The following is a 23,597-nucleotide window of genomic DNA, read 5'->3' as shown; positions in this document are numbered from 1 at the left end:
CTGTTCTTTGTCAGGTGCCCGGACAGCTCGCCGGGCGGGAGGATCTGCATGCGTGAAGCAGTACCGGCCGGTTCAATGGCCGGTGGGTATCTACTGGAACATCATTGCCGACAGCACGAAGTTGAACATCAGCACCAGCAGCGAGGCGTTGACCACCGCACGCGTGGTGGCCACCGAAGTACCTTCGATGGTGGGCTCGGCGTTGAACCCCACGTACGAGGCCACCAGCGCCGCCGTGCCGCCGAAGATCGCCGACTTGAGCATCGCCACGCCGAAGTCGTCCCAGAAATCCACGCTGTTGCTCAGCGCCGACCAGAACACGCCGTTGTCCAGCCCGAGCACGTGCACGGCCTCGAAGTAGCTGGCGCTGATCGCCAGCGAACAGAAAATGCCGGTCAGCAGCGGCACGGTCAGCACCGCGGCCCAGAAGCGCGGCGCCACCGCCTTGGCAATCGGATCGATGGCCATCAGCTCCAGCGCCTTGATCTGGTCGGTGGCACGCATCAGGCCCAGCTCGGCGGCGATGGAACTGCCCGCGCGGCCGATGAACAGCAGCGCGGTCAGCACCGGGGCCAGCTCGCGGTACAGCGACAGGCCGAGCAGCGTGGACAGCGCATCGGCGGCACCGAAGGTGGTCAGTGTGCGATAGCCCTGCAGGGTCAGCACCAGCCCGACGAAGGCGCCGCCCACGGCGATGATCGGCAGCGAACGCGCACCGATCTTGTAGATCTCGCGGGTCAGTTCGGCGAGGAAATCGGCGGTCGGCACCGAGCCGCGCAGTACCGTCAGGGAGAACAGGCCGGCGCGGCCGAGCGAACGGGTGGCTTCAACGAACGGCATCAGGCAACCCTCGCGCGCGGTGCGGCATCGAATGGAATCGGGCCATCCGGTTCGCCGTGCAGGAACTGGCGCAGCAGCGGGTCCTGGCTGGATTCCAGATCGGCCGGGCTGCCCTGGAACACGATCCCACCGTTGGCGATCGCGATCACCTGATCGCAGATCGGCAGGGTCTCGTGCACATGGTGGCTGACAATGATGCTGGTCAGCCCCAGGCTGTGGTTGAGGCGCTGGATCAGGCTCATGATCACCCCGCTGGCGATCGGGTCCAGCCCGGTCAGCGGCTCGTCGTAGATCATCAGCGGCGGATCCAGAGCCAGCGCGCGGGCCAGCGCGACGCGGCGCGCCATGCCGCCGGACAGCTCGCGCGGCCAGGCATCGGCGGCGGCCAGCAGGCCCACCGCGTGCAGCTTCATCTGCACCAGGCGGCGCAGCACCGGCGTCGGCAGGCGGGTATGGGTGCGCAGCGGCAGCGCGACGTTTTCGGCCACGGTCAGGTCGGTGAGCAGGCCATTGCCCTGCAGCAGCACGCCGACGCTGCGGCGCATCTCGCGCAGCGCGCTGCTGCCGGTGGGGATCGGCTTGCCGAACAGCGTGACGCTGCCGGCCACCGGACGCAGCTCACCGGTCAGCGCGGCCAGCAGGGTGGACTTGCCGCTGCCGGACGGGCCAAGCACGGCGGTGATGCTGCCACGGGGTACGGACATCGAGACGTCGCGCAGGATCGTGCGCCCGCCGCGGTCGATCCGCACGTTGGACAACTGCACCAGATCATCTTCGGAAGCCGTCATGGGCACCATTAACAAATTTCCAACGTTGTAAGATCGTGGTGAACGGCTGAACATAACCGAACTGGACCGTGCAGTATTGTCGCACGCCCCCATGCCGGAACAACGGCCGTGGCCCTGACGGGCGCTGCAACACACCGTGTCGGCCGGCGATGGAACACGCCATTCCTCCTCCGTGCGTGCCGCCGCGCTGCGTCGGTGCGCCCGCTGCGGCACACTCCTGCGATGACCCACGCTGTTTCCGATTTCCGCCTGTACCACTCCAACGCGCTCGATGTGCTGGCCGCCCTGCTGGCTGCCGAAGTGCGCACGCCGGTACCGGGCCAATCCGTGCTCGAACCGGAGGTGGTGCTGATCCCGCAGGTGGCCATGCGCCGCTGGCTGCAGTCCACGCTGGCGGCCGAGTATGGCATCGCCGCCAACCTGACCTTCCTCACCCCGGGTGAGTTCGTGGCGCGCGCGCTCAACGCCAACGTGCCGGGCGAACACGACGATCTCAACGCCGAAGGGCTGCGCTGGCGGCTGTACGCGGCGCTGCAGGACGCCACGCTGATGGCGCGCCCGCCGATGCGCGCGCTGCAGGCGTACCTGTCGGCGGCCGATCCGCTCAAGCCGTGGGCGCTGGCCGGCGAGCTGGCGGCGGTGTTCGAGAAGTACCAGGCCTGGCGTCGCGATTGGCTGCTGCGCTGGGAAGCCGGTGCCGAACCGAACGATCCGCAGGCCATCCTGTGGCGGCACATCGCCAGTGGCGAGCAGTACCGCGCGCGCCGCATCCACGCCTACCTGGAGCGGTTCGAGGGCGCAGGCAAGCCGGTGCCGCAGGGCCTGCCCGCGCGCGTGTTCGCCTTCGCCACGCTCAACATCTCGCCGGACGTGCTGCGGGTGATGGCGACCCAGGCGCGGGTCGGCACGATGCATTTCTACCTGCCCACGCCGACCCAGGCGTACTGGGGCGACCTTCAGACCCTGGGCGAGAAGCTGCGCAGCGGCGCGGCCGATCCGTTCGGCGGCAGCGCCGGCGAGAACCGCCTGCTGCAGGCGTGGGGTGCGGCAGGCCGCGACTTCATGGCCGTGCTGGGCAGCTACGAGGTGGTGCACCCGGCCGGTGAGATCGCCGCCTACGACGATCCCGAGGAAGATACCGGCCCCACGCTGGACCAGGGCGGGCTGTCGGACAGCCTGCTGCATCGCCTGCAGCGCGACCTGTTCCACCGCCGCGGCGAACCGGCCGGCCCGCGTCGCCAGGCGCTGCGCCATGACGATCCCAGCCTGCAGGTGCATGCCTGCCATACGCGCCTGCGTGAACTGCAGGTGCTGCATGACCAGCTGCGCGGCCTGCTGCAGGACAACCGGTTCGATCCACCGCTGCAGGCCCGCGACATCGCGGTGCTGGCCCCGGACATCGACCCCTATGTGCCGTACCTGGAAGCGGTGTTCGGCGGGCGCAGCGGTGGCGAAGAGCACATTCCCTATGCGCTGGCCGATACCAGCCCGCTGGCCGGTGAGCCGCTGGCCGATGTGTTCGTGCACCTGCTCGGCCTGCCGGTGTCGCGCTTCGGGGTGAACGAAGTGCTCGACCTGCTCGCCAGCGCGCCGCTGGCCGACGCCGCCGGTCTGGACGCAGCGGCGTTCGACCGCCTGCACGACTGGCTGGACGCGGCGGGCGCGCGCTGGGGGCTGGATGCCGCGCACCGCCGCGAGCACCAGGCACCGGACGATGACGCTTTCACCTGGCAGTTCGCGCTCGACCGGCTGCTGCTCGGCCATGCCAGCGGCAGCGACGACGACATCGCCGGCGTGGCGCCGTGGCCGGAGCTGGAAGGCAGTGCGCTGGACGCGCTGGACCGGCTGCTTGGCCTGCTGCGCGTGCTGGCGCGCTATCAGAAGGCGCTTGGCCAGGCGCTGTCGCCGGCGCAGTGGCGCCAGCGGTTGCTGGCCATGCTGGATGCGCTGCTGCCCGACCCGCCGCAGGCGGCCAACAGCCAGCGCGCGCTGGAGCGCCTGCGCAAGCTGATCAACGACTTCGCCCGTGACGCGGCCACCGCCGGCTATCAGGGCGAGGTGCCGCCGGAGGTGGTGCGCGCGCACTTCGCCGGCGCGCTGGCCCAGGCCGATACCCGCGCACCGCTGCTGACCGGCGGCGTCAGCTTCGGCCGCATGGTGCCGATGCGTCTGCTGCCGTTCCGGGTGATCTGCGTGCTGGGATTGAACGACGGCGACTTCCCGCGGCGCGATCCGGCCGCCGGCCTCAACCAGCTCACCGCCGAACTGGGCACGGACAAGCGCCGGCATGGCGACCGATCGCTGCGCGAGGATGACCGTTTCCTGTTCCTGCAGCTGTTCGCCTCGGCGCAGGACGTGTTCTACCTGAGCTACCTTGGCGCCGACCCGCGCGATGGCAGCGTGCGCGAACCGTCGGTGCTGGTCAGCGAACTGATCGACGCGGCGGCCGAGTACCACCAGGCGCCGGCGACGGTGGCCCGGCAGATGACCGTGCGGCATTCGCTGCAGCCCTTCGCCCCGGCTGCCTTCGGCGGCGGCGATGAGCCCCGGCGCTTCAGCTACCGCCAGCAGTGGCACCCCGCGGCCGGGTCGCTGGGCGGTACCCGCCGCGCGCTGGCGCCGTGGTTCGCCCAGGCGCTGCCGCCGTCGGAGACCGCAGGCCTGGAAGCCGACCTGGGCCTGGACGCGCTGCGCCGCTTCCTCACCGATCCGGCCAGCCAGTTCCTGTCCCAGCGCCTTGGCCTGCGCCTGCCCGACGAGGTGGGCAGTGCCGACGACGTCGAGCCGCTGGTGATGGCGTCGCGTGGCCACGACAAGGTCCACCTGCAGCACGCGGTGATCGCCGCCACGCTGGCCGGGGACGAAGCGCCGTTGTATCCCCGCCTGCGCGCCCGCGCTCTGGTGCCGTCCGGCGCGCTGGGCGAGCGCCAGTTCGCGGCGCTGCAGGCGCAGACCGAACCCTATGCAGACGCGTTGGCGGCCTGGCAGGCCGGCAGCGTGGCCGACAGCCGCCGCTACGAGGTGGACATTGATGGCATGCGCCTGCACGGGCGCGTGGATGACGTGTACCCGCATGGGCTGGCGCGCCTGCGCGCGGATCGCCTGAACGGTCGCGCGGCCATCCGCCAGGGACTGGACTGGCTGCTTGCCAACGCGGCGGGCGATGCGTTGCCGCTGGTCCAGTTCCACGATGCCGGCGACGAGGGGCTGGGCCCGCACGTGCTGGCGCCGCTGCCTGCCGACCAGGCACGCGCCGCCCTGCGCCGCCTGCTGCAGCTGCGCAGTGAGGGCCTGCGTGCGCCGTTGCTGTACGGCCCGTCCACCGGCTGGGCGCTGTACACCGCCGCGGAGGCCAAGCGTGCCACCGAGGGCTATGCCAAGTGGCATGGCAGCGAGCGCAGTTGGGCCGAATCCAGCGGCGCCAGCTACCAGCTGGCCCTGCGCGGTCGCGATCCGTTCGCCACCGCCGACAGTTACCGCCAACTGCTGCACACCAGCTTCGTGGTGTTCACCGCGGTGCGCGAAGGCCGGGTCTTCCCGGGCTTCGATGAGGAAGGAGCCGCGCAATGAACGACCACACCCTGCTCGATGATCCCTACCTGGCGCTGCCGCTGGACGGCGTGCGCCTGATCGAGGCCAGTGCCGGCACCGGCAAGACCTTCACCCTGGCCACGCTGTTCACCCGCCTGGTGGTGGAGAAGGGCTGGCGCATCGGCCAGATCCTGGCGGTGACCTTCACCGATGCGGCCACCCAGGAACTGCGCAAGCGCATCCGCGAGCGGCTGGCCCTGGCGGCCCAACTGGTCGAGCGCGCGCCATCCCCCGACGACGGCCCCGACGTGGTGCTGACCCGCGCCCTCCTGCAGCGCCAGCTGGCGCGCGGCGAGGAAACCCCGGCCGCACTCGCGCGGCGGCTGCAGACTGCGGCCGACGAAATCGACCTCGCCGCGATCTTCACCATCCACGGCTTCTGCACCCGTGTGCTGCGCGAGCACGCCCTGGAGAGCGGGCACACCTTCGACCCACCGACGCTGCTGCCGAGCGAACGCGAGCTGCACGACGAACTGGCGGCCGACCTGTGGCGCGTCCATGCCAACGACCCGGCCACCGTCGAGGCGCTGACCTGGCTGTGGTCCACGCCCGATGCGCTGGCCGGCGATCTGGCGACCCTGATCAAACCGTTGCCGCTGCTGCCGGCGGCACCGACCCAGACCTGCCCCGATCCCGCGCCGCAGCTGGACGCCGCGGCCGCCGCGCTGGCCGAGGCGATCCCGGCGCATGCAGAAGACGCGCAGGCGCAGATCGCGAGCGCCTTCGACCGCAAGGTGTTTGATGGCCGCCGCGCGAAACGGCCGAGCTTCGACAAGGCCTTCGGCGAGCTGTTCGCCGGCGTGGCCACGCAGCACTGGGCCCGCGGCGACAAGACCCACCTGGGCAAGCTGCTGCCGGTGAACCTGCTGGCGTTCTGCCGGGACGCCGAGCAGGGGCAGTGCCCGAGCTCGCCCCTGTTCGACGCGCTGCAGCGCTGGTGGCATGCCGCCGATGCCCGTGAACAGTGGCTGCGGCAGGCGGCCATCGTGTTCCTGCACGCGTTGCGCGCCGAGGCGCGCGCGCGCCTGGCCGAGCTCAAGCGGATCGGCCGCGTGCAGACCTACGACGATCTGATCGAGGGCGTGGCCGATGCGCTCGACGGCCCGCACCGCGCCACGCTGGTGCGGCAGCTGCGGGCGCAGTACGCGATCGCGCTGGTGGACGAATTCCAGGATACCGACGATCGCCAGTGGGGCATCTTCCAGCGGGTGTTCGGCCGCTCCGAGGAGACGGAGGACGCCGGACTGGCCCCGGCGCTGTTCCTGATCGGCGATCCGAAGCAGGCCATCTACGGGTTCCGCGGCGGCGATATCCACACCTACCTCAAGGCCAAGCGACAGGCGGACGCCGCCCCCGCGCTGGACCGCAACTTCCGCTCGCGTCCGGCCGTGCTGCATGCGATCGAAGCGCTGTACGCCCATGCCGGCGAGCGCGCGTTCCTGGAAGAGGACATCGCCTTCGAACCGGTGCACCCGGGCAGCACCCGCAGCGACGACGACTTCCTGCGTGACGGCGCGCCCGCACCGGGCCTGACCGTGCGCGTGCTGCACAACCCCGACGGTGGCGCGCTCAAGGCCGATGCGTCGCGCCAGCAGGCCAGCGATGCCTGCGTGGCCGAGATCCACCGCATTCTCGTCCAGGCGCGGCAGGGCCGCGCGCTGCTGCGTGGGCATCCGGTACAGCCCGGCGACATCGCCGTACTGGTGCGCTCGCACAAGGAAGCCACGCGCATCCAGCAGGCGCTGGGCGCGGTTGGTATTCCTGCCGTGGCCGCCGGCAAGCAGAGCCTGTACGCCACCGACGAGGCCCACGAACTGCGCCTGCTGCTGCTCGCGCTGCTGCAACCTGCCGATGAAGGGCGCCTGCGCGCGGCGCTCTCCACTGTGCTGCTGGGCGAAGACGCACAGGCCATCGACGCGATGGAACGCGAGGGTGAGTCGCAGCGCACCTTCCAGCTGCGCCTGCTGCTGTGGCGCGAGCGCTGGCAGCGCGGCGGCCCGTTCGCGGTGATCGCCGATCTGTGCGCCGAGCACGCCGAGCGTCTGCTCGGCCTGCTCGATGGCGAGCGTCGCCTGACCAATTACCTGCAGCTGGGCGAACTGCTGCAGCAGGCGGCCGGGCACACCCTGGGCATGCATGGCCTGCTGGACTGGCTGCAGGTCCAGATGGCGCACGCCGACCAGAACGACGAGCAGCAGCTGCTGCGGCTCGAATCGGATGCGCGCCGCGTGCAGATCATCACCCTGCACAAGAGCAAGGGCCTGGAGTATCCGCTGGTGTTCCTGCCGTTCGTGGGCATCGATGGCGGTGGCAACCGTGCCGATTCCAACTGCACCGTGCACGCCAACGGCCGCCGCGAGCTGCACTGGAAACTGGACCACGACGAGGCGTGGAACGCGGCCGTCGAGCGCGCCGCGCTGGAGCAGAACGCCGAAGACGCGCGGCTGCTGTACGTGGGTCTGACCCGGGCCGAACACGCGCTGTGGATCGCCGCCGGCGACCTCACCGGCCTGGCCAGAACCCGCCTGGCACCGATGCTGTCGGACCTGGATGCGCTGCGTTCGCACCCGGACATCGCTGTGGTCGAGGGACCCGCCGAGCCGCGCCCGGCCCAGCTTGCGTTCGTTGCCGAGGGCGAACTGCCGCCGGTGCGCGCGCTGACCCGGCGCGTGCCGCACGATTGGTGGGTGTACAGCTTCACCCAGTTGGCGCACGCCGACGCCGGGCACGACACCGAAGCCGCCGCGACCGAAGCGCCGGCGCCTGCGGCAGACGAACCGGCCGGCATCGACCCGGCGGTCGAGGCCGGGCCGGACACCGTCGCCGGCGCGGACCCGGTCGACCCGCGCTTCACGGGCAGCCGCTTCGGCAATGTCCTGCACGATGCGCTGGAGAACACCGACTTCGCGCGCTGGGCGGGCTGGCAGCCCGGGCAACCGGCGCCGGAAGAGCAGGCGCAGGTACTGCGCGATGCCCTGGCGCAGGAAGGCTATGCCGACGAAGACCTCGACGATGGCGTGGACATGCTGACCGCACTGGTGGGGCAGACGTTGACCGTGGCCCTGCCCGAGGGGGGCGCGCTGCACGACGTGCCTGCCGACGCGCGCCGCGCCGAAATCGAGTTCCACTTCGCCATGCAGCCCACCGCCGTGCCGGCACTGCTCGACCTGCTGCACGCGCACGGCCTGGTGCGCGAGCGGCGGGGCTTCGGCACGCGGCGCCGGCTGGAGGGCCTGATGACCGGCAAGATCGATCTCACCTACGTGCGCGATGGCCGCTGGTACGTGCTCGACTACAAATCCAACCGGCTGCCCGGCTACGACCCGGCACGGCTGGCCACCGCCATGCAGCACAGCGAGTACGACCTGCAGGCGCTGATCTACACCGTGGCGCTGCACCGGTGGCTGCGCTTCCGGCTGGGCGCGCAGTATGACCTGGCGCGCGACATGGGCGGCATCCGCTACCTGTTCTGCCGTGGCCTGGATGCCACCCGCGCCGACAGCCCCGGGGTGTATGCGCACCGATTCGACCCGGTGCTGGTCGATGCGATGGACGCCCTGTTCGCCGGGGGCGAGCATGCCCAGGCACGCATGGCTGCACGCGCACGGGGGGAGGCATGAGCCTGCTCGCCGCGCTCTACCGCAGCAACGCGCTGCGTACCCTCGACCACGCATTGGCGAACAGCCTGCGCCGGCTGCGTCCGGACACCCCGGACAGCGTCCTGGCGGCGGCCGCGCTGGCCTCGCTGGCGGTGTCGCAGGGCCACGCCGGCTTCGACCCTTGCTGTCCGCAGCGGCTGGTGGACACGCCCGCCGATTGGCCCCCTGCAGCGGCATGGCTGGCGCAGCTGCGCGCCTCGCCCTGGGTGGAGGTGCCCGACACGGCCGATGCCGACGCGGGCGATGTTCCGCTGGTGCTGGAGAATGGGTTGCTCTACCTGCGCCGCTACCGCGAGTACGAGCGCCGCCTGGCCACCGGCCTGCAGCGCATCGCCTCGCACACGCTGGCCACGGACGAACCGGCCGCGCTCGCGGCGCTGTTTGCCCAGCTGTTCCCGCAGGCGCACGATGGCATCGACCACCAGGCGCGCGCCGCCGCCATCGCGCTGCGCCACCCGCTGGTACTGGTCACCGGTGGACCCGGTACCGGCAAGACCACCACCATCGCGCGGCTGCTGGTGCTGCTTGCCGCACAGGCCGTGCAGGCCGATCGACCGGTGCCGCGCGTGGCCCTGGCGGCACCGACCGGACGCGCCGCCGAGCGCATGGCCGAGAGCCTGCGGCTGGCCGTGCAGCGCCTGCGCCTGGTCGGCATCGCACCGGCCCTGTGCGACGCCATGCCCGCGACCGGCACCACCCTGCATCGCCTGCTCGGCGTGATCCCCGATTCGCCGCGCTTCCGCCACCACCGCGACAATCCGCTGCCGTTCGACGTGGTGGTGGTCGACGAAGCGTCGATGATCGATCTGCCGTTGATGACCAAGCTGGTCGACGCGGTGGCCTCCGGCACCCGGCTGGTGCTGCTCGGCGATCCGGACCAGCTGCCCTCGGTGGAAGCCGGCGATGTGCTCAGCGCGATCCTGCGTGCCAGCGGCGATGGCCTGGGCACCCAGGCCGACGATGCGCAGGCCCTGCGCACGCTGCTGGCACCGGCCGCCCTGCAACCGCTGGCGGCGGCCACGCCGTTTGCCGGCCGCCGCGTGCAGCTGCAGCGCGGCTACCGTCAGACCGACGCGCTCGACCTGGCACCGCTGGCACATGCCGTGCGCGAGGGCGACAGCGCCACCGCCGTGGCGCTGCTGCGCGGCAGCGCGCTGGCCGGCGTGCACTTCCACGACGACCAGAGCGATCCCCTGCAGCACCACCGCGAGCACCTGCTGGCGCATTGGCGCGGGCTGGGTGAGGCGGCCGACCCCGGCCAGGCGCTGGCCAATGCCGGTCGCATCCGCCTGTTGACCGCAGTGCGTGAGGGGCCGCAGGGCGCACGCGGGCTCAACGCGCGCATCGAAGCGATGCTGGCCGGCGTGCCGCGCCCGGGCGCGGCGCCCGGCTACTTCCACGGCCGCCTGCTGCTCATTACCGAGAACAGCTATCGCCACCGTCTGTTCAACGGCGACATCGGCATCTGCCTGGGCGACCGGCATGGCGCGGTGACGGCCTGGTTCCCCGGCGAGACCGCCGACCAGCCACGCGGCTTCCATCCCGGTGCGCTGCCGGCGCACGAGAGCGCTTTTGCGATGACCGTGCACAAGGCGCAGGGCTCGGAGTTCGACGAGGTCTGGCTGCAGCTGCCGCGCCGCGACAACCGCGTGCTCTCGCGCGAGCTGATCTACACCGGCATGACCCGCGCACGCCACGCCCTGCACGTGCTGGGCAGCGCAGAGGTCATGGAGGCGGCACTGGCGCGGCATGCCAGCCGCCTGTCGGGGCTGGCAATGCGGTTGCAGGGAGAGAACACCGATACGGCGGCGGTGCCACCGGGACAGCATGCCGAGCCGCCGCCGTCACAAGGCGCGTTGTTCTAGACCGACGGCTTACGCCGGGATCAGGGTGGTGCCATCGGGATACACGATGGCACCGTCGCCACTCACGTCGAAGAAGCCCAGGCCGTGCTGGTGGGCAAGTTCCTGCACCCGGCCGTGCGCATGCTCGGCCACCGAGTGCGCGAAGGCGGCGTAGATCACCTGGCGGCCGACGCTGTAGTCGGTGACCTGCGGCCGATCGTCGTCGTCATCGGCGAGCGGTCCGTTCATCGGCGGATACTCGGTGGTGATATCGGTGTACCACGCCTGCAGCGCCGGCGCACTGACCGATGCGTCGTCGTAGTCGTGGTCTTCATTCCACTCGGCCTGGCGTTCGAACCAGGCGATGAAGGCGGCCACCTCGCGCGGGGCGGCTGCGGGATCAAAAACCATCACGTCATAACTCATGGGGCGTCCTTCACATCGGAGAATGCGGCGGCGTTGGTCCGCCGCCGCGCAAGCCTAGCTGACGGCGGCGCCTGCGCCCATCGTGCGCTGCAGTGATGCCTTCACAACGCCTGCGATCACGCGAGGCGCGCCCTTCTTCACAGAAGCAAATGTGCTGAAATGCGCACTTCACAGGTGCTCTGCATCACAAATGATGTCAGGGCCTCGCGATGCAGATACCCAAAGCCGATCCAGTATCGCGGCGGATCTGCCGATAAAGAAGCGCCTGCAACGATCTGACAAGTATCTGCAACGCGTCGCCAAATCTGCGAACGCCGCTCCGGTTACACCGGTACTCAAGGAACTGCGATGTCGTTTTCGACGCACTCGCAGTGGGGATCCCGCGTAGTCGCGCATGCCCGGACGCGCCATCGGCCGCCCGTGAGCGGGGTCCGTCGATACACCGGCCCGGCTTATCAGCAGAAGGAAGCGGCAATTCTATGGACGTGATCGAGCGTGGATTGAATCTCCCCGACAGCAGCGCGACGCCCGGTGCCGGGTACGTGGACGGGGCCGATGATGGGGATGGTCATCTGCTGGCGTGGAGCCTGGCGCTGCTGACCCGCATGCGGCACTGCAGTTGCCACGGCACGTTGGGCGAAGGCGTGGGAGGCAGTCGCGAAGAGGTGTTGGCGCGTGCACGGATCCGGCCGCAGGGCGCTGCGGCGTCGCGCCTGGTCGAGCGTGCCCGCGACTGGATCGAACGCCACATCGATGATGAAGACCTGTCGGTGGACCGGCTTGCCTTCGCGCTGAACATGTCGCGCACCAGCCTGCATCGCAAGCTGGTGGCGAGCATCGGCCATCCGCCGGGAGAGTTGATCCGGCTGGTGCGTCTGCAGCTGGCGCACCGGCTGCTGCGCGATGGCGAGGGCAATGTATCGGAGGTGGCCTACGCGGTGGGCTTTGTGAGCCTGTCCGGTTTCAGCCGCGCCTATCGCCATCACTACGGTGAGCCGCCCTCCAGCATGCGCGGCGGCTGCTGCGCGCGACCGGCACCGCGTCGCGCCGTTGCAACGGACGGTTGAACCCCCGCAACACCGCGCCGCGCGTGCGCGCGGCCTGCCCGCTATCAATAACCCTGTGGCTTCGCACTGCCATCGCATCACCGCGGTGGGCAGTGCGCCACGACCAGGAGCAGAGGCGAAATGAGCCGGACCATGTCGTTCCACACATTGATCGAAGCGCTGGCCGGGGCCGTCATCGAGGCCCAGGACAGCGTGGAGATGCATCAGATTTCCCATCTGCGCCATTACTTCGACGAAGACAACCGGCCCCGGAGCGTCACCATCCGCCTGCCCTCGCTGCACCCGCAGGCCGAGGAAGGCGATGAAGACCTGTACCGCGCACCGCTGTTGCCGCTGGTCTCCACCAACACCCTGCGCATCCGGGAAGTGGAGATCAGTTTCGACGCGGACCTCGCGGACCTGGGCCACGAGGACCCTGAAGCGCCTGCGCCGGGCGCGACGGAGGCCTGGGAGTCGCCGCGGCCGGCGGCGCGACACGTTGGACTGGATACCGGCCGTGGCAAGGGCGTGGGCAACGTACACGTGCAGCTGCGTGTCGAAGGAACCGAACCGACCGATGGCGCGGCGCGGTTGATCAACCACCTGGCGCAGTGCCAGGGGGTGTTCAAGACCATCAAAGCCACTTGACCCACACCGCCAACCAACAGGAGTAATCCGCAATGAGCGACCTGGTCAATATTTCCAGTCAGTTCAAGGGCCTGCCGATGGGCGATCTCATCGGCGGCCCGCTTACCGCCGCCTGCGATTCGCAGATCAAGCTCGCCCAGGCCACCGCCAGCTTCATCCGCTCCGTCGGCTTCCTGCCGCCGGACCCGGCCAACACCGATCCCAACGCAGTGGGGGCCACCCGCACCGCGCTGTTCCGCTTCAAGCGTCCGGTCGACAACCTGGACCCGGCCACCAAAGCCGCCCAGCCGTTCGCCGAGGAAGAAGTGGAACTGGAAGTGCCGCTGCTGGCGATCGTCAAGGTGCCCAACCTGAGCATCCAGAAAGTGGACATCAACTTCGAGATGGAAGTGAAGTCCTCGTTCTCGACCAAGGAATCCAGCGACTACGCGGCCAGCATGCAGGCCGAGATGAAGGTCGGCTGGGGCATCTTCTCGGCCAAGGTGAACATCCAGGGCTCGGTGGCCGCGCACAAGGAAACCGCGCGTGCCTCGGACAACTCGGCCAAGTACACCGTGTCGGTGCTGGCCGAGGATCGCGGCATGCCCGAAGGCCTGGCCCGGGTGATGGACATCCTGCAGACCGCGTCGGCACCGCGCAAGGTGGGCGCTCCGGTTCCGGTGTGAGGCCGGCGTCGCCCGGCATGGCAGCGTCATGGCCCGTCGTGTCGCGATGATGCGGCGGGTCCGTTTGTTCCATCGCAGCGGAGTCTTCCATGTTCGACCTCAACGACGTCAAGTTCGTCAAACGCATCGTGGTGGGCAGCAACAACCCGACCCAGATGCTCACCGACGATGACCTGGCCAGCGCCCAGGACCTGCTCAACCGCTGCCTGAGCGACACGCCCAAGGGGGCCATCCTCGGCATCGAGCGCAGCTTCACCATCCTGCAGATCGGCGAGCACCAGGTGGTGCTGCAGTGGCTGGCCTACCACGTGGGTTTCCCGCGCAAACCGATCTGGATGGTTGACTGACCCTACCTGGAGCATGCGCATGGCCGACCACCGGCTGGATGATCTGATCGAGACCCTGGCCCACGCCCTGGCCCGCACCCGCGGACGCTGCGCGCGCGAGCACCTGCACCGCCTGCAGCAGCGCTGGGGCGCACGCGGCCTGGACGTGGCGACCCTCGTCGATGGGCACTGGGAGCAACGCACGCTGCCGCTGGCCGACCTGGTCAAACCGCGCGGCATCATGGCGATGGCGCTGGAAGTCCAGATCGACTGCCGCATCGAAGAACTGCGCGGCACGCGCGGCCAGCCGCCCGGACTTGCCCTGTGCCCGTGCAGCGACCGGGCCGACCACCGCCTCACCATCTGTCTGCAGGGCGGCAACCCGATGCATGGGCAACTGCTGCTGGACGGGCAACCGCTGCGGACCTTCAGCGTGCCCCTGGATACCGGCGGGGCGGCCTGACCGTGGCCCGCCGCGACCGGGTGCGCCTGCTGCTTTCCGCTGACGACACCCAACAGGTGCAGCAGTGGCTCGGCCCGCTGCTGGCGCGCCGCCGTGCCGCCGCCCGGCGCCGCCGCCAGCGCCTGCTGGCCACCTTGTGGCTGACCGCGCTGGCGGTGGCGCTGCTGACCCGCGGCTTCTGAGCCGCCGTCCCTTCACCCTGGAGCACCTGATGAACACAGTTCTTTCCTCACGCGTGTGCGGCCTGCTGGCACTGCTGGCCCCCGCGCTGGTCACGGCGCAATCATCCTCGCCCCCTCCACTGACCTGGGTCGGCACCGATCTGGTGAACGGGCGGCCGTCGTCGGTGCGCTTCACTGCGGCCGATGCCGCCGCGCCGACACTGATCGCGTTCGGTGCCGGGCGCGCGTGCCGCCTCGAGGCACGCTTCGTCACCCACGATGGCAACCAGTTCCACTACGACGTGACGGCCGGCAACGGCGGCTGGTGCGATCGGTTCCAGCCGGGACGCGTAGTGCTGCGGGTTGACGGCCGGAAGGCGACGCTGCAGGTGCGAACCCAGGGCGCGCCCCTGCAGGTGGCGATGTGGCCGGTGGGCGATGCCACGCGCGCGCCACCGCCGCGCGGTACGTGGACCGGTCTGGCCAATCCGGCCGATCCGGACGCGTCGCTGGCGTCGCTGCAACTGGCCGACCACGATCCCGGCGACACCCGCAGCCGCCTGGTGTTCGGCAGCCCGGACAGTTGCCGGCTCAGCCTGCGCTACGAAGGCGCCACCCCCGCCGGTGCGTGGTACGCGCCGTTGCCGGGCAATGGCGGCGCCCGCTGCGATCGCCTGCTGGATCAGTGGGTGGTCGTGCGCGAGGCCGGGGATGCCGCCACCGTCCATGTCGAACCGACACCCGGCGACTGTGCCGACGGCTGTCGTTGGACGCGGTCGTCGCGTTGAGGTCGCGTGCCGCCACGGTCGCGTATGACCGTGGCGGCACGCAGGGCCTCACCAGTGCGCGTAGCTGCCGCTGTCGTACATGCGCCATTCGGCGGCGCGCCGGTTGACCAGGCCCTGCATCACCTTGCCCTGCGAGCGGGTCCAGGCCATCCACGCGGCCTGCAGGCTTGCGTAGGACGTCGGGGCCTGCGGGCGGTTGATCATCCGCACCACCGAAGACGCCTTGAAGCTGCCGCCGCCGATGTTGAAGCACAGGATGGTCAACGCATCGAACTGGCATTGGGTCAGCGTGGTGCCGATGCAGCCGCGCACGGTCGCCTCGAACGGCGCCAGGTCCTGGCGCAGCAATGCCTCTGCTTCCTCGAGCGTGATCACCCTGCCGAGCGTCTTCCATTCGGTTGCCACGATCAGATGGCCGTAGCCCACGGTGGCGCCGGGTACCCAGGCGGTGATCGCCTTTCCGGTCTGGTCGTCATAGGGTTGCAGACGTTGGCCTTCCACCCGCTTGAGCCAGTCGATTCCCTGCTGGCTGAGTGTCATCGTGTTCATCGTGGATCCTCGTGTGGTCTGGGTGCATCCAGGGGGAGGGGCCACGCCGGGGGGCGCGGGCTCATGTGCGGTCGGGGAACTTGAAGCCGATGTAGGTGCCCGAGCTCAGGCCCATCAGCCCCAGCAGCGTCGGGCTCAGCTCGGGCATGCTCAGGTTGTTGTAGACGTCGGCGATGAAGATCACGCCCAGAATCAATGTGAACGCAAAGATCTGGAAGCGATCGAAGCGGTAGCCCTGCGTGTCCGAGAGCAGGTCGTGCAGCAGCCCCTGCGAGCGGGCCGGCGGTGGTGTCGGCACCGGCGCTGCCGCGGGCGGATCGGCAGCAGGGTCGGTGTGCTGTGCTGACCGGCGCTGCGCGCTGCCGGCATCGATCATCGCCTCGCTGAGCGCGGTGCCGGCACTGATGCCCAGCAGAGCCAGCAGCGAGGCGTGGATGGTGTCGGTGGCGTCGGTGACCAGCCAGATCGCGGTGTAGGACACGTAGATCAGGAAGAACCAGACGGCCATCTGGAAGCGCCCGAGGTCGTAGGGCTGGTGCGGGCCCGGGCCCGGCTTGCGGATGATGCTGGTGGTGCGCGCCAGGTGCACGAAGACCGCCAGCATCAGCACCACCAGCACCAGCGCGATGGTGCCGTACACCGGGGAGATCACCGTCAGCAGCACGCGCTGGCTGGCATCGTGGTGAGTGTCGAACGGCGAGCCATCCACACGTCCCACACTGAACGTCACCGGGCGCCGCAGTCCGGCCGGCGAGCCAAGCAGATCCATCCACACCGCGCGGTTGTCATCGGTGATGCGCAGGTGGAACAGCAGCCGCCCGTGCGCCAGGTCGATTGCCTCGGGCGCGTTGCCGGGCAGGGCGCGTCCATCGATGTACGGCACCAGGTGGCGCGGGTCGTTGTGCTCGGCCCACGCCGCCAGGTTGTCCACGTGTACTTCCACGGTGTAGTCCAGCTCCAGGTGGCCATGCAGGCGGGTGACGCGGGGCAGGTCGTCGGCGTGGGCCGGCGCGGGCGGCGCGCACAACCCGAGCAGGACCGCGCACAACAGCGCGGCGATGCGTACCAGCGCCATCCGCACGAACGCGCGCCGCCGGCGCGCGGCATCCAGGGTGTCGGCGGGCGTCGGGTTGGCGGGCAATGGCATCGCGGCACTCCTTGCGGAAACGGATTCGGTGCGCCTGGCGTGCGCCAGCACAGATATAGGGCGCCGCCCAGCGCCGCGCCGGTCGTCGTGTTTCAGGGGTTTGCCGCGTCGTTCCAGCGGCGTGCGCGACGGGGCGTCGGCGTGCTCGCGGCGGGCATGGACCGCGCCGGCCGGCTGTCGGAGAGGATCACCACACTGGCCGCGCTGTACGGAAACACGCCCAGGTCGGAGATCTCGTCCGGGCCGGACTCGGGAAACACCTGGCGGCGTCGCCCGGCGATGATGCGCTCGACGGTGATCTGGTCAGCCATTGCGCCCATCTGCAGCGGCTGGGTGAACACTTCCACGGTGATGCCCAGCCGTCCGTGGCCCTGCACCGGCTGGGCGAACACCAGGTCCACCGAACGCCCCGGGTCGATGACGTGCCAGCCCGACGACTCCGCACCGAACGCGAAACGCGCGCTGCGCCCATCCCGCCCCGCTTCCAGGTGGAAGGGACGCAGTCCGATCGGCAGTGCGCCGGGTGTTTCCTGCAGCAGCGTGCTCTGCAGCCACGGCGCCTGCATGCCGTCGGCCAGCAGCAACCCGATCTGCACATCAAGCACCGCAAAGCTCAGCTCGCCCACGTTGCTGATGGTGATGGTGTGGCGGGTGTCGATCCCGGTGGCGTCCTCGGCCTCCAGTTCGCTGGCGATCGACAGCGACGCCAGCGCGCGCTGGTGCTCCCACAGCACCGGCCGCGCCGCCAACCATGCGTCGAGCGCGATCACGAACGAGACGCCGGCGATGGTCAGCGGCAGCGCCTGTTCGGCGACCAGATGCACCAGCCGCAGCAGCCGCGCGCGCCAGACCGACGGCGTGCGCCCGCGCCGCCCGGATGGCGGCCTCGCACGGCGCGGCGCGCTCATGCAGTCGCGTCGGGCAGGAGGTGGGCATCCACCCCGAGGATCATCCGATAGCCCTCGAACGCAGCCGCATCGGCATGGATCGTGCTGACCTCGTGCCACCAGGGCGAGCGCGTGTCCGGCTGGAAAATGCCTTCGCCTTCGGCCAGCGCGCGTTCCAGGTGCACCGGGCCGGTCGGACCGCGGCGCACCCGCGACACCCCGCCGTGAATGCCGCGCCGGCGCACCACCAGCGCCGACACGATGAAGTCCGCCCCGTCCTGGTGGATGCCTTCGGGGGCGGGTTCGGTGCCGCCGGCGAGGCCGGCGACCGTCAGCATCTGGTGCACCACCAACCGCAGCCGGGTGGCGGCGCGGCGGGCATGCACGGTTTCGGCGACGCAGGCGAGCAGCCGCAGCAGGCCCGGATGGTTGCTCAGCACGGGCGAGAGCGGTGCGAACTGCCGGCGCGCGATGCGATCGGCATTGCCGGGTTGCTCGAAGACCGTGTCGGGCAGAGGTTGCAGCCACCAGCTGCCGTCCACACGGCGGTCGGCCAGATACGTGCGCATGGCCCGTCGCCGGTGCGGTGCGACGCGGCGCAGGGCGTCGGCGAGGATGCCCGGCAACCCGTCCAGCAGGACCGGCCAGGCCGGGTGGCCGGCATCGCCATCGCAGGCATCAAGCAGGTCGCGCTGCGGCGCGGCCAGAATGCAGCGGTAGCGCTGCAGGACACGGCGCCGCCGCACCTGTACGTCGTAGGGATCCCAGCACAGGCTGTCGGCGTGGCTGGCGACGTCATCCAGAAACGAAGCGGGCAGGCCGAGCGTGTCCAGGGTGAACAGCTGTGGGCCCGGCGCGGCCGGCAAAGGCGCGGCCAGGCAATGCGCCGCGCGCAGCGGCGGGGGAGCGGGAAGCGGGACGGCGTGCATGCGCAGGTCTCCGGAAAGAGTCGCATCGCAGGCAGCGCGGTGCCCGATGCACCTGCTGTATAGCCAGCCCACGGCAGCGCCGGCGGGCAGGGCGTTGCACGCCGTTGTCGGCATCTGCCAACCCGTGCCGGTGACTCAGCGTGCGGCGGGTACCGCGCCCACCGGCGGCGGGGCCGGCACCGGCATGCGTTCGGGGAACAGGCCGTAGCGCAGGCCCAGCACGCCCATCAGTGCCTCGTCGCGGGCCTTGCCCGGGTCCACGGTCTGCACGCGCTTGAGCGAGGCATCCAGGCGCGCCTGCAGGCCTTCCGGCGCCGGCAGCGGACGCCGCTGCGCCACCTGCGCGCGGTAGTGCGCGGCCACATCGTCCAGGATCGCCTCGATCGCCTGCGCGCTCGCCTCGGGCAGGCCATGCCGGGCGCGGCGCAGCTGCAGGATGTTCAGGCCGACGCGCGCTTCGGTGAGCATATCCACCGAGGCGATGTCGCTGCCCTCCGGCGTGGCGGCCAGGCGCGGGGCGAGCAGGCCCAGCAGGTCCAGCATGCGTGCGGCAAACTGCTGGCGGTCCTGCTGGCCGCGCCCTTCGGCCGCTTCGGCCAACGTACTCCAGCCCTGGCGGACCAGTCGTCGTGCGGTCCATTCGGCACCGACGGAGCGGAACAGGCGGGTCATCACCACCGCGAACCCGATGCCGATGAACATCGCCACCGAAGAGTTGATGAAACTCTGGATGTTGGCGTTGTAGGTGTTCTGCACATTGAGCAGCGCCACCAGGTTGACCGTCAGCGGCAGCCCGATCAGGGCCGTCTGCGGCCGGTGCAGCAGCAGCCCCAATGGCAGGAAGATCACCGCCAGCACCAGGGCCAGGCTGCCGAAGTCGTGCACCGCCGGGAAGATGCCGAACAGGTACACGCCGGCGACCAGGCTGGCCACGATCGCCCACAGCAGGAAGGACAGCATGCTCGGCGCGGGGTCGTCCTGCGCGGCGAAGAAGGCGGCGGCCACCGCGGCCATCATCGCGCCGTTGCCACCGCCCTCCCAGCCCAGGCCGATCCACAGCGCGCAGTAGGTCATCAGCGCCACCCCGGCGCTGGTGGCCGAGAACAGCGCCATGCCGTAATCGACATGGCGCGCATCGCCGCCACGACGCGCACGGATGCGGTAGTGGGTGGCGTCGCGCGGCGCGCTGCCCGCTTCGATTGCCTGCTGCAGGGACGTGCAGTCCTGCCACAGGTCCACCAGCTCCTCCAGCCGCAGCAGCAGCGTGACCAGCAGCAGGTGGTCCAGTTCGCCGTCCACCGCCGGCTTCAGCGCGCGGATGCGCTCGCGCAGCGCCGCATACCCGCTGGCGCTGGAGCGCTCGGGGTGTTCCAGCCACTGCGCGATGTCGTCCACCAGCGGTTCCAGGCCCGGCGGCAGCGCGCGCCCGCCGGCGCGCAACGCGCCCAGCCGGTCGGCGATGGATGACAGCACCGGCAGCATCAGCAGCATGCGCTCGCGCAGGCGCTCCATCGACACCGCAGCCCCCGCGTGGCGCGGGTCATCGCGGCGCAGGAACTCGATCAGCGCCTCGAACTGCACCAGGTCAGCCGCCAGCCGGTTGCGTGGCGCATGCGCGTGCCCCCGGGTGAGGATCTGGCGGCACCATTGCGCCGCATCGCCCATCCAGTTGCCGATCCGCGAGCGCAGCATCGGCCGCACCGACGTCGGGAAGAACAGCGAAGCGAACAGCACCGCCACCACCGTGCCCAGGATGATCTCCTCGCTGCGCGCCACCACGGTGTCGAAGATGGTGTCCGGCGAGGTCACCGCCGGAAAACCGATGAACGCCGTGGTGTAGCCGGCCAGCAGGAACGCGTAGCCGCGCGGGCCCCGGTTGAGCAGGGCGATGAACAGGCAGGCCGACAGCCACAACGACATCGCCGCGCTCAGCAGCAGCGGCGTCTCCACCAGGTGCGGCAGCATCCACAGCGTGGCCGCGCCGGCGATCAGCGTGCCGACGATGCGGTACACGCCCTTGGCACGCGTTGGCCCGAGCATCGGCTGGGTCACGATGTACACCGTGGCCATCGCCCAGTACGGGCGCGACAGATTGCCGGCCAGGCCGATATAGAGCGCGGCGAGTGCGGCCAGGAAGGTCTTTACCGAGAACAGCCAGGCTTGGCGGTCGAGCAGCAGCATGGGTCAGTCCTGCCGACCAGCAACCGGCGCCTGGGCTACCGCATCGGCGTTCCAGCCGCCACCGAGGACCAGGAACAGCTGGATCTGGTCGCGCGAGACCTGCGCCTGCTGCTGTGCGAGCGTGGCGTCGGCCGAAACCAGGGTGCGGTCGGCGTCCAGGCTGGACAGGTACGGCGTGCGCCCGCCCTGGTACAGCCGGCGGTTCTGCTCGGCGGCCAGCGCCGCCTGGGCCTGCGCCTGCTGCAGCGACTGCAGGCGCTGCAGGTCGTGTGCGTAGCGGCTCAACGCGGTCTGGGTTTCGCGCAGCGCCTGCAGCACGCTGTGGTCGAACTCGGCCAGCGCCGCATCTGCCCCGGCTTCGGTGGCGTGGATGCGCGCGTGGGTACCCGAGGACGGCAGCGTCCACGAGATCAGCGGGCCGAACGACCACTGCCGGGTCAGCGGCTCGCCGACATCGGCGAGCAGGCCGGCCGCGCCAAGCGACGCGCCCAGGCGGATGTCCGGGTACAGCTCGGCGGTGGCCACGCCGATCCGCGCGGTGGCCGCAGCCAGCTTCCGTTCGGCCTGGCGGATGTCGGGGCGGCGCTGCAGCAGCGCGCGGCCATCGCCCACCGGCAGCGGCTGGGCCAGGGTCGGGGCGTGGTCGCACGCGTCCACGCCCTCGGGCAGCTGGCCCGGGGTGCGGCCGAGCAGGGCGGCCAGCTGATACTCCGAGGCCTGGCGGTGCGCGCGCAGCGGCGGCAGCGCCGCCTCCAGCATCGCGACCTGTGCGTTGGCGCGGGCCAGCTCCGGCGGCGTGCCGCGCCCGGCGCTGATCAGCCGCTGGGTCACCTCGCGGCTGCGCTGCTGCAGCTGCAGGGAATGTTCGGCCACGTGCAGTTCGTGGTTGGCGTGGCAGATCTCCACGTAGCTGCCGGCGACCTGGGCCACCAGCGAGACCCGTGCCAGGTCCATCGCCGCGGCCACCGACTGCTCATCGGCCCGCGCCGCTTCGGAGGCGCGCTTGAGCTTGCCGAACAGGTCGAACTGGTAGGACACCGCGAATGTGCCGTCGGCCAGGTTGATCGGCGGCAGCTCGTGCTCGAGCAGGAACGATTCCGCCGACAGCTGCGCGCGGCTCACCCCGGCCTCGGCTTCGTACTCGAAACCACCGGCATCCAGCGCCTGCTCGTACACGGCCGCAGCGCGACGCAGGTTGGCATCGGCGACCTTCAGTTCCACGTTGTCGCGCAGCGCCTGTTCCACCAGTCCATTGAGCGTGGCGTCCTGGTACAGCTCCCACCAGCGTGCCGGCAACTCGGCGCCAGGGGCCACCTGCGGGTTGGCGGTGTCGATGAACGCTGCGTTGGCCTCGGGGCGCTGGAAAGCCGAACCGGCCGGTACCGCGTAATCCGGGCCGACCGTGCGGCATGCCGCCAGGCTGCTGGTCAGCGCCAAGGCGAAGGCGATGCGGTGCAGGGCCGGGCGGTTCACAGTGCCGCCCGTGCCGGTTGCGCCGGGGTGGGAGTGGCGACGTCCGGCTCGATGGTCACCGTGGCGGTGCGCCCGGCGATCAGGTTCACGCCGGCCGGCACGCGGTCGATATGGATGCGCACCGGGATGCGCTGGGCCAGGCGTACCCAGTCGAACGCCGGGGTGACGTTCGGCAGCAGGCTGCTGCCTTCGCTGCGGTAACGGTCCTCGATGCCGGCGGCGATGCTCTGCACGTGGCCCTGCAGTGGCTGTGCCTCGCCCATCAGGCGGATATCGACCTTCTGCCCGGCATGCACGCCGCGCAGGCGGGTTTCCTCGAAGTAGCCGTCGATGCGGAAGGATCCGGTGTCCAGTACCGCCATCACCGGTCGCCCGGCAGTCACGTAGTCGCCGGCGCGCACGGTGCGGTCGTTGACGTGCCCGTCGCTCGGGCTTCGCACCTCGGTCCGGGCCAGGTTGAGCCGGGCCAGGTCGACGGCGGCCTGCGCGGTGGCCATCGACGCCTGCGCGGCCTGCAGCCTGGCGCGGCGCACTTCGGCGTCCTCGGCGGCCACCAGGTCGGCCAGGCTGCGGTCGCGGGCGATCTCGCGGCGCAGCTGTTCCAGCGTCGCGCGGCGTTCGCCGAGCGCGGCCTGCGCCTGTTCCAGCGCGATCCGGTAGCGCGCCTGGTCAACCACGAACAACACCTCGCCGCGCTTTACCGGCTGGTTGTCGGCCACCTTCACCGCTTCCACCAGCCCGGACACGTCCGGGGCCACCTGCACCACATCGGCGCTGACGTGCGCATCGCGCGTCCACGGCTCATCCATGTAGTACGCCCACAGATGGCGCAGCACCAGCACGGCGGCGAGCACCGCCACAACGGTCAGCACGACCGGGAAAGCACGCTTGAGGGTCTTGTTCACGATTGCATCCAACGCATCAGGGAGAACAACCCGCCAAGCACGATCACGTACACGGCCAGGTTGAACAGGGCGGGGTGCCAGATGTGGCGGTAGGCGCCGGTGCGCTGCAGAACCAGGCGCAGCCCGCTCTTGAGCAGGTAGGCCAGCAGCATCAGCCCGAGCAGAGTCGGGACGAACACACCATAGAGACTGAATTCACCGTACATCGAGGCAAGGGATTCGCAGGGAGAGCGGAAAGGGGATTGCCCGGCGTCGCAGGACGGCACCGGGCGGCACAACGG

At 70.4% G+C, this 23,597-nt stretch carries 21 protein-coding genes; 10 read left to right on the top strand and 11 right to left on the bottom strand.

Annotation, left to right across the window (positions count from 1 at the left end):
- Nucleotides 1–90 precede the first annotated feature (90 nt).
- Nucleotides 91–840: an MlaE family lipid ABC transporter permease subunit gene (locus GDJ08_RS19245; protein WP_136006855.1), complete on the bottom strand. Its 750-nt coding sequence runs from the start codon at nucleotides 838–840 to the stop codon at nucleotides 91–93.
- Nucleotides 840–1,628 (bottom strand): ABC transporter ATP-binding protein, encoded by a 789-nt coding sequence (locus GDJ08_RS19240; protein WP_136006856.1) that lies wholly within the window; start codon nucleotides 1,626–1,628, stop codon nucleotides 840–842. The genes GDJ08_RS19245 and GDJ08_RS19240 overlap by 1 nt, the downstream gene beginning before the upstream one ends.
- Before the next feature lie 222 nt (nucleotides 1,629–1,850).
- Between GDJ08_RS19240 and recC the strand changes: the two genes are divergently transcribed.
- The 3 genes from recC to recD are packed head-to-tail and all read left to right on the top strand — an operon-like array spanning nucleotide 1,851 to nucleotide 10,743.
- Complete coding sequence (gene recC, locus GDJ08_RS19235) at nucleotides 1,851–5,198, top strand: exodeoxyribonuclease V subunit gamma (RefSeq protein ID WP_153165517.1); 3,348 nt, start codon at nucleotides 1,851–1,853, stop codon at nucleotides 5,196–5,198.
- Entirely contained in the window at nucleotides 5,195–8,839 is a 3,645-nt protein-coding gene (recB, locus tag GDJ08_RS19230) for an exodeoxyribonuclease V subunit beta (protein WP_153165516.1), read from the top strand. The genes recC and recB overlap by 4 nt, the downstream gene beginning before the upstream one ends.
- Nucleotides 8,836–10,743: an exodeoxyribonuclease V subunit alpha gene (gene recD / locus GDJ08_RS19225; protein WP_153165515.1), complete on the top strand. Its 1,908-nt coding sequence runs from the start codon at nucleotides 8,836–8,838 to the stop codon at nucleotides 10,741–10,743. The genes recB and recD overlap by 4 nt, the downstream gene beginning before the upstream one ends.
- A 9-nt stretch (nucleotides 10,744–10,752) precedes the next feature.
- On the opposite strand, the gene GDJ08_RS19220 is transcribed toward recD, so the two are convergent.
- Complete coding sequence (locus tag GDJ08_RS19220) at nucleotides 10,753–11,148, bottom strand: hypothetical protein (protein ID WP_153165514.1); 396 nt, start codon at nucleotides 11,146–11,148, stop codon at nucleotides 10,753–10,755.
- A 479-nt stretch (nucleotides 11,149–11,627) separates the two neighbouring features.
- On the opposite strand from GDJ08_RS19220, the gene GDJ08_RS19215 reads away from it, so the two are divergent.
- From GDJ08_RS19215 to GDJ08_RS19185, 7 genes are all read left to right on the top strand, one after another.
- Nucleotides 11,628–12,215, top strand: coding sequence for a helix-turn-helix transcriptional regulator (locus tag GDJ08_RS19215; protein WP_017355686.1), 588 nt, complete (start codon nucleotides 11,628–11,630; stop codon nucleotides 12,213–12,215).
- A 120-nt stretch (nucleotides 12,216–12,335) separates the two neighbouring features.
- Nucleotides 12,336–12,842: a DUF2589 domain-containing protein gene (locus tag GDJ08_RS19210; protein ID WP_026070722.1), complete on the top strand. Its 507-nt coding sequence runs from the start codon at nucleotides 12,336–12,338 to the stop codon at nucleotides 12,840–12,842.
- Nucleotides 12,843–12,874: 32 nt separating this feature from the next.
- Nucleotides 12,875–13,507 (top strand): DUF2589 domain-containing protein, encoded by a 633-nt coding sequence (locus tag GDJ08_RS19205; RefSeq protein WP_017355688.1) that lies wholly within the window; start codon nucleotides 12,875–12,877, stop codon nucleotides 13,505–13,507.
- A gap of 89 nt (nucleotides 13,508–13,596) precedes the next feature.
- Nucleotides 13,597–13,854 (top strand): hypothetical protein, encoded by a 258-nt coding sequence (locus tag GDJ08_RS19200; RefSeq protein WP_017355689.1) that lies wholly within the window; start codon nucleotides 13,597–13,599, stop codon nucleotides 13,852–13,854.
- Nucleotides 13,855–13,873: 19 nt separating this feature from the next.
- Nucleotides 13,874–14,296 (top strand): hypothetical protein, encoded by a 423-nt coding sequence (locus tag GDJ08_RS19195; protein WP_037591072.1) that lies wholly within the window; start codon nucleotides 13,874–13,876, stop codon nucleotides 14,294–14,296.
- Nucleotides 14,297–14,298: 2 nt separating this feature from the next.
- Nucleotides 14,299–14,478, top strand: a complete 180-nt coding sequence (locus tag GDJ08_RS19190; RefSeq protein ID WP_136006864.1) for a hypothetical protein — start codon at nucleotides 14,299–14,301, stop codon at nucleotides 14,476–14,478.
- 29 nt (nucleotides 14,479–14,507) lie between these two features.
- Entirely contained in the window at nucleotides 14,508–15,245 is a 738-nt protein-coding gene (locus GDJ08_RS19185; protein WP_153165513.1) for a hypothetical protein, read from the top strand.
- 48 nt (nucleotides 15,246–15,293) lie between these two features.
- On the opposite strand, the gene GDJ08_RS19180 is transcribed toward GDJ08_RS19185, so the two are convergent.
- From GDJ08_RS19180 to GDJ08_RS19145, 8 genes are all read right to left on the bottom strand, one after another.
- The gene (locus GDJ08_RS19180) at nucleotides 15,294–15,794 is read right to left on the bottom strand and encodes a lysozyme (protein ID WP_017357512.1); all 501 of its coding nucleotides are present in this window, start codon (nucleotides 15,792–15,794) and stop codon (nucleotides 15,294–15,296) included.
- A 61-nt stretch (nucleotides 15,795–15,855) separates the two neighbouring features.
- Nucleotides 15,856–16,941: a hypothetical protein gene (locus tag GDJ08_RS19175; RefSeq protein WP_037591828.1), complete on the bottom strand. Its 1,086-nt coding sequence runs from the start codon at nucleotides 16,939–16,941 to the stop codon at nucleotides 15,856–15,858.
- Nucleotides 16,942–17,033: 92 nt separating this feature from the next.
- Complete coding sequence (locus GDJ08_RS19170; protein ID WP_153165512.1) at nucleotides 17,034–17,849, bottom strand: hypothetical protein; 816 nt, start codon at nucleotides 17,847–17,849, stop codon at nucleotides 17,034–17,036.
- Entirely contained in the window at nucleotides 17,846–18,757 is a 912-nt protein-coding gene (locus GDJ08_RS19165; RefSeq protein ID WP_165699851.1) for a 2OG-Fe dioxygenase family protein, read from the bottom strand. The genes GDJ08_RS19170 and GDJ08_RS19165 overlap by 4 nt, the downstream gene beginning before the upstream one ends.
- A 135-nt stretch (nucleotides 18,758–18,892) precedes the next feature.
- Nucleotides 18,893–20,938 carry an FUSC family protein gene (locus tag GDJ08_RS19160; RefSeq protein ID WP_153165510.1) on the bottom strand — a complete coding sequence of 682 codons (2,046 nt, stop codon included), beginning with the start codon at nucleotides 20,936–20,938 and terminating at the stop codon, nucleotides 18,893–18,895.
- Nucleotides 20,939–20,941: 3 nt separating this feature from the next.
- A complete protein-coding gene (locus GDJ08_RS19155; protein WP_153165509.1) occupies nucleotides 20,942–22,411 on the bottom strand; it encodes an efflux transporter outer membrane subunit in 1,470 nt (489 codons plus the stop codon).
- Nucleotides 22,408–23,316, bottom strand: a complete 909-nt coding sequence (locus GDJ08_RS19150; RefSeq protein ID WP_017354741.1) for an efflux RND transporter periplasmic adaptor subunit — start codon at nucleotides 23,314–23,316, stop codon at nucleotides 22,408–22,410. The genes GDJ08_RS19155 and GDJ08_RS19150 overlap by 4 nt, the downstream gene beginning before the upstream one ends.
- On the bottom strand, nucleotides 23,313–23,522 hold the full coding sequence (locus GDJ08_RS19145; RefSeq protein ID WP_017354740.1) for a DUF1656 domain-containing protein: 210 nt from the start codon (nucleotides 23,520–23,522) through the stop codon (nucleotides 23,313–23,315). Before GDJ08_RS19145 ends, GDJ08_RS19150 begins: the two co-directional genes overlap by 4 nt.
- Between the last annotated feature and the right edge of the window lie 75 nt (nucleotides 23,523–23,597).

Source organism: Stenotrophomonas nematodicola (assembly GCF_009467805.1).
Taxonomy (GTDB): domain Bacteria; phylum Pseudomonadota; class Gammaproteobacteria; order Xanthomonadales; family Xanthomonadaceae; genus Stenotrophomonas; species Stenotrophomonas nematodicola.
This window is presented reverse-complemented; position numbering and strand designations above follow the sequence as displayed.

Excerpts from the sequence above, each read along its gene's own strand:
- GDJ08_RS19245 (WP_136006855.1), bottom strand. The coding sequence starts at position 840 with ATGCCGTTCGTTGAAGCCACCCGTTCGCTCGGCCGCGCCGGCCTGTTC.
- GDJ08_RS19240 (WP_136006856.1), bottom strand. The coding sequence starts at position 1,628 with ATGACGGCTTCCGAAGATGATCTGGTGCAGTTGTCCAACGTGCGGATC.
- recC (WP_153165517.1), top strand. The coding sequence starts at position 1,851 with ATGACCCACGCTGTTTCCGATTTCCGCCTGTACCACTCCAACGCGCTC.
- recB (WP_153165516.1), top strand. The coding sequence starts at position 5,195 with ATGAACGACCACACCCTGCTCGATGATCCCTACCTGGCGCTGCCGCTG.
- recD (WP_153165515.1), top strand. The coding sequence starts at position 8,836 with ATGAGCCTGCTCGCCGCGCTCTACCGCAGCAACGCGCTGCGTACCCTC.
- GDJ08_RS19220 (WP_153165514.1), bottom strand. The coding sequence starts at position 11,148 with ATGAGTTATGACGTGATGGTTTTTGATCCCGCAGCCGCCCCGCGCGAG.
- GDJ08_RS19215 (WP_017355686.1), top strand. The coding sequence starts at position 11,628 with ATGGACGTGATCGAGCGTGGATTGAATCTCCCCGACAGCAGCGCGACG.
- GDJ08_RS19210 (WP_026070722.1), top strand. The coding sequence starts at position 12,336 with ATGAGCCGGACCATGTCGTTCCACACATTGATCGAAGCGCTGGCCGGG.
- GDJ08_RS19205 (WP_017355688.1), top strand. The coding sequence starts at position 12,875 with ATGAGCGACCTGGTCAATATTTCCAGTCAGTTCAAGGGCCTGCCGATG.
- GDJ08_RS19200 (WP_017355689.1), top strand. The coding sequence starts at position 13,597 with ATGTTCGACCTCAACGACGTCAAGTTCGTCAAACGCATCGTGGTGGGC.
- GDJ08_RS19195 (WP_037591072.1), top strand. The coding sequence starts at position 13,874 with ATGGCCGACCACCGGCTGGATGATCTGATCGAGACCCTGGCCCACGCC.
- GDJ08_RS19185 (WP_153165513.1), top strand. The coding sequence starts at position 14,508 with ATGAACACAGTTCTTTCCTCACGCGTGTGCGGCCTGCTGGCACTGCTG.
- GDJ08_RS19180 (WP_017357512.1), bottom strand. The coding sequence starts at position 15,794 with ATGAACACGATGACACTCAGCCAGCAGGGAATCGACTGGCTCAAGCGG.
- GDJ08_RS19175 (WP_037591828.1), bottom strand. The coding sequence starts at position 16,941 with ATGCCATTGCCCGCCAACCCGACGCCCGCCGACACCCTGGATGCCGCG.
- GDJ08_RS19170 (WP_153165512.1), bottom strand. The coding sequence starts at position 17,849 with ATGAGCGCGCCGCGCCGTGCGAGGCCGCCATCCGGGCGGCGCGGGCGC.
- GDJ08_RS19165 (WP_165699851.1), bottom strand. The coding sequence starts at position 18,757 with ATGCACGCCGTCCCGCTTCCCGCTCCCCCGCCGCTGCGCGCGGCGCAT.
- GDJ08_RS19160 (WP_153165510.1), bottom strand. The coding sequence starts at position 20,938 with ATGCTGCTGCTCGACCGCCAAGCCTGGCTGTTCTCGGTAAAGACCTTC.
- GDJ08_RS19145 (WP_017354740.1), bottom strand. The coding sequence starts at position 23,522 with ATGTACGGTGAATTCAGTCTCTATGGTGTGTTCGTCCCGACTCTGCTC.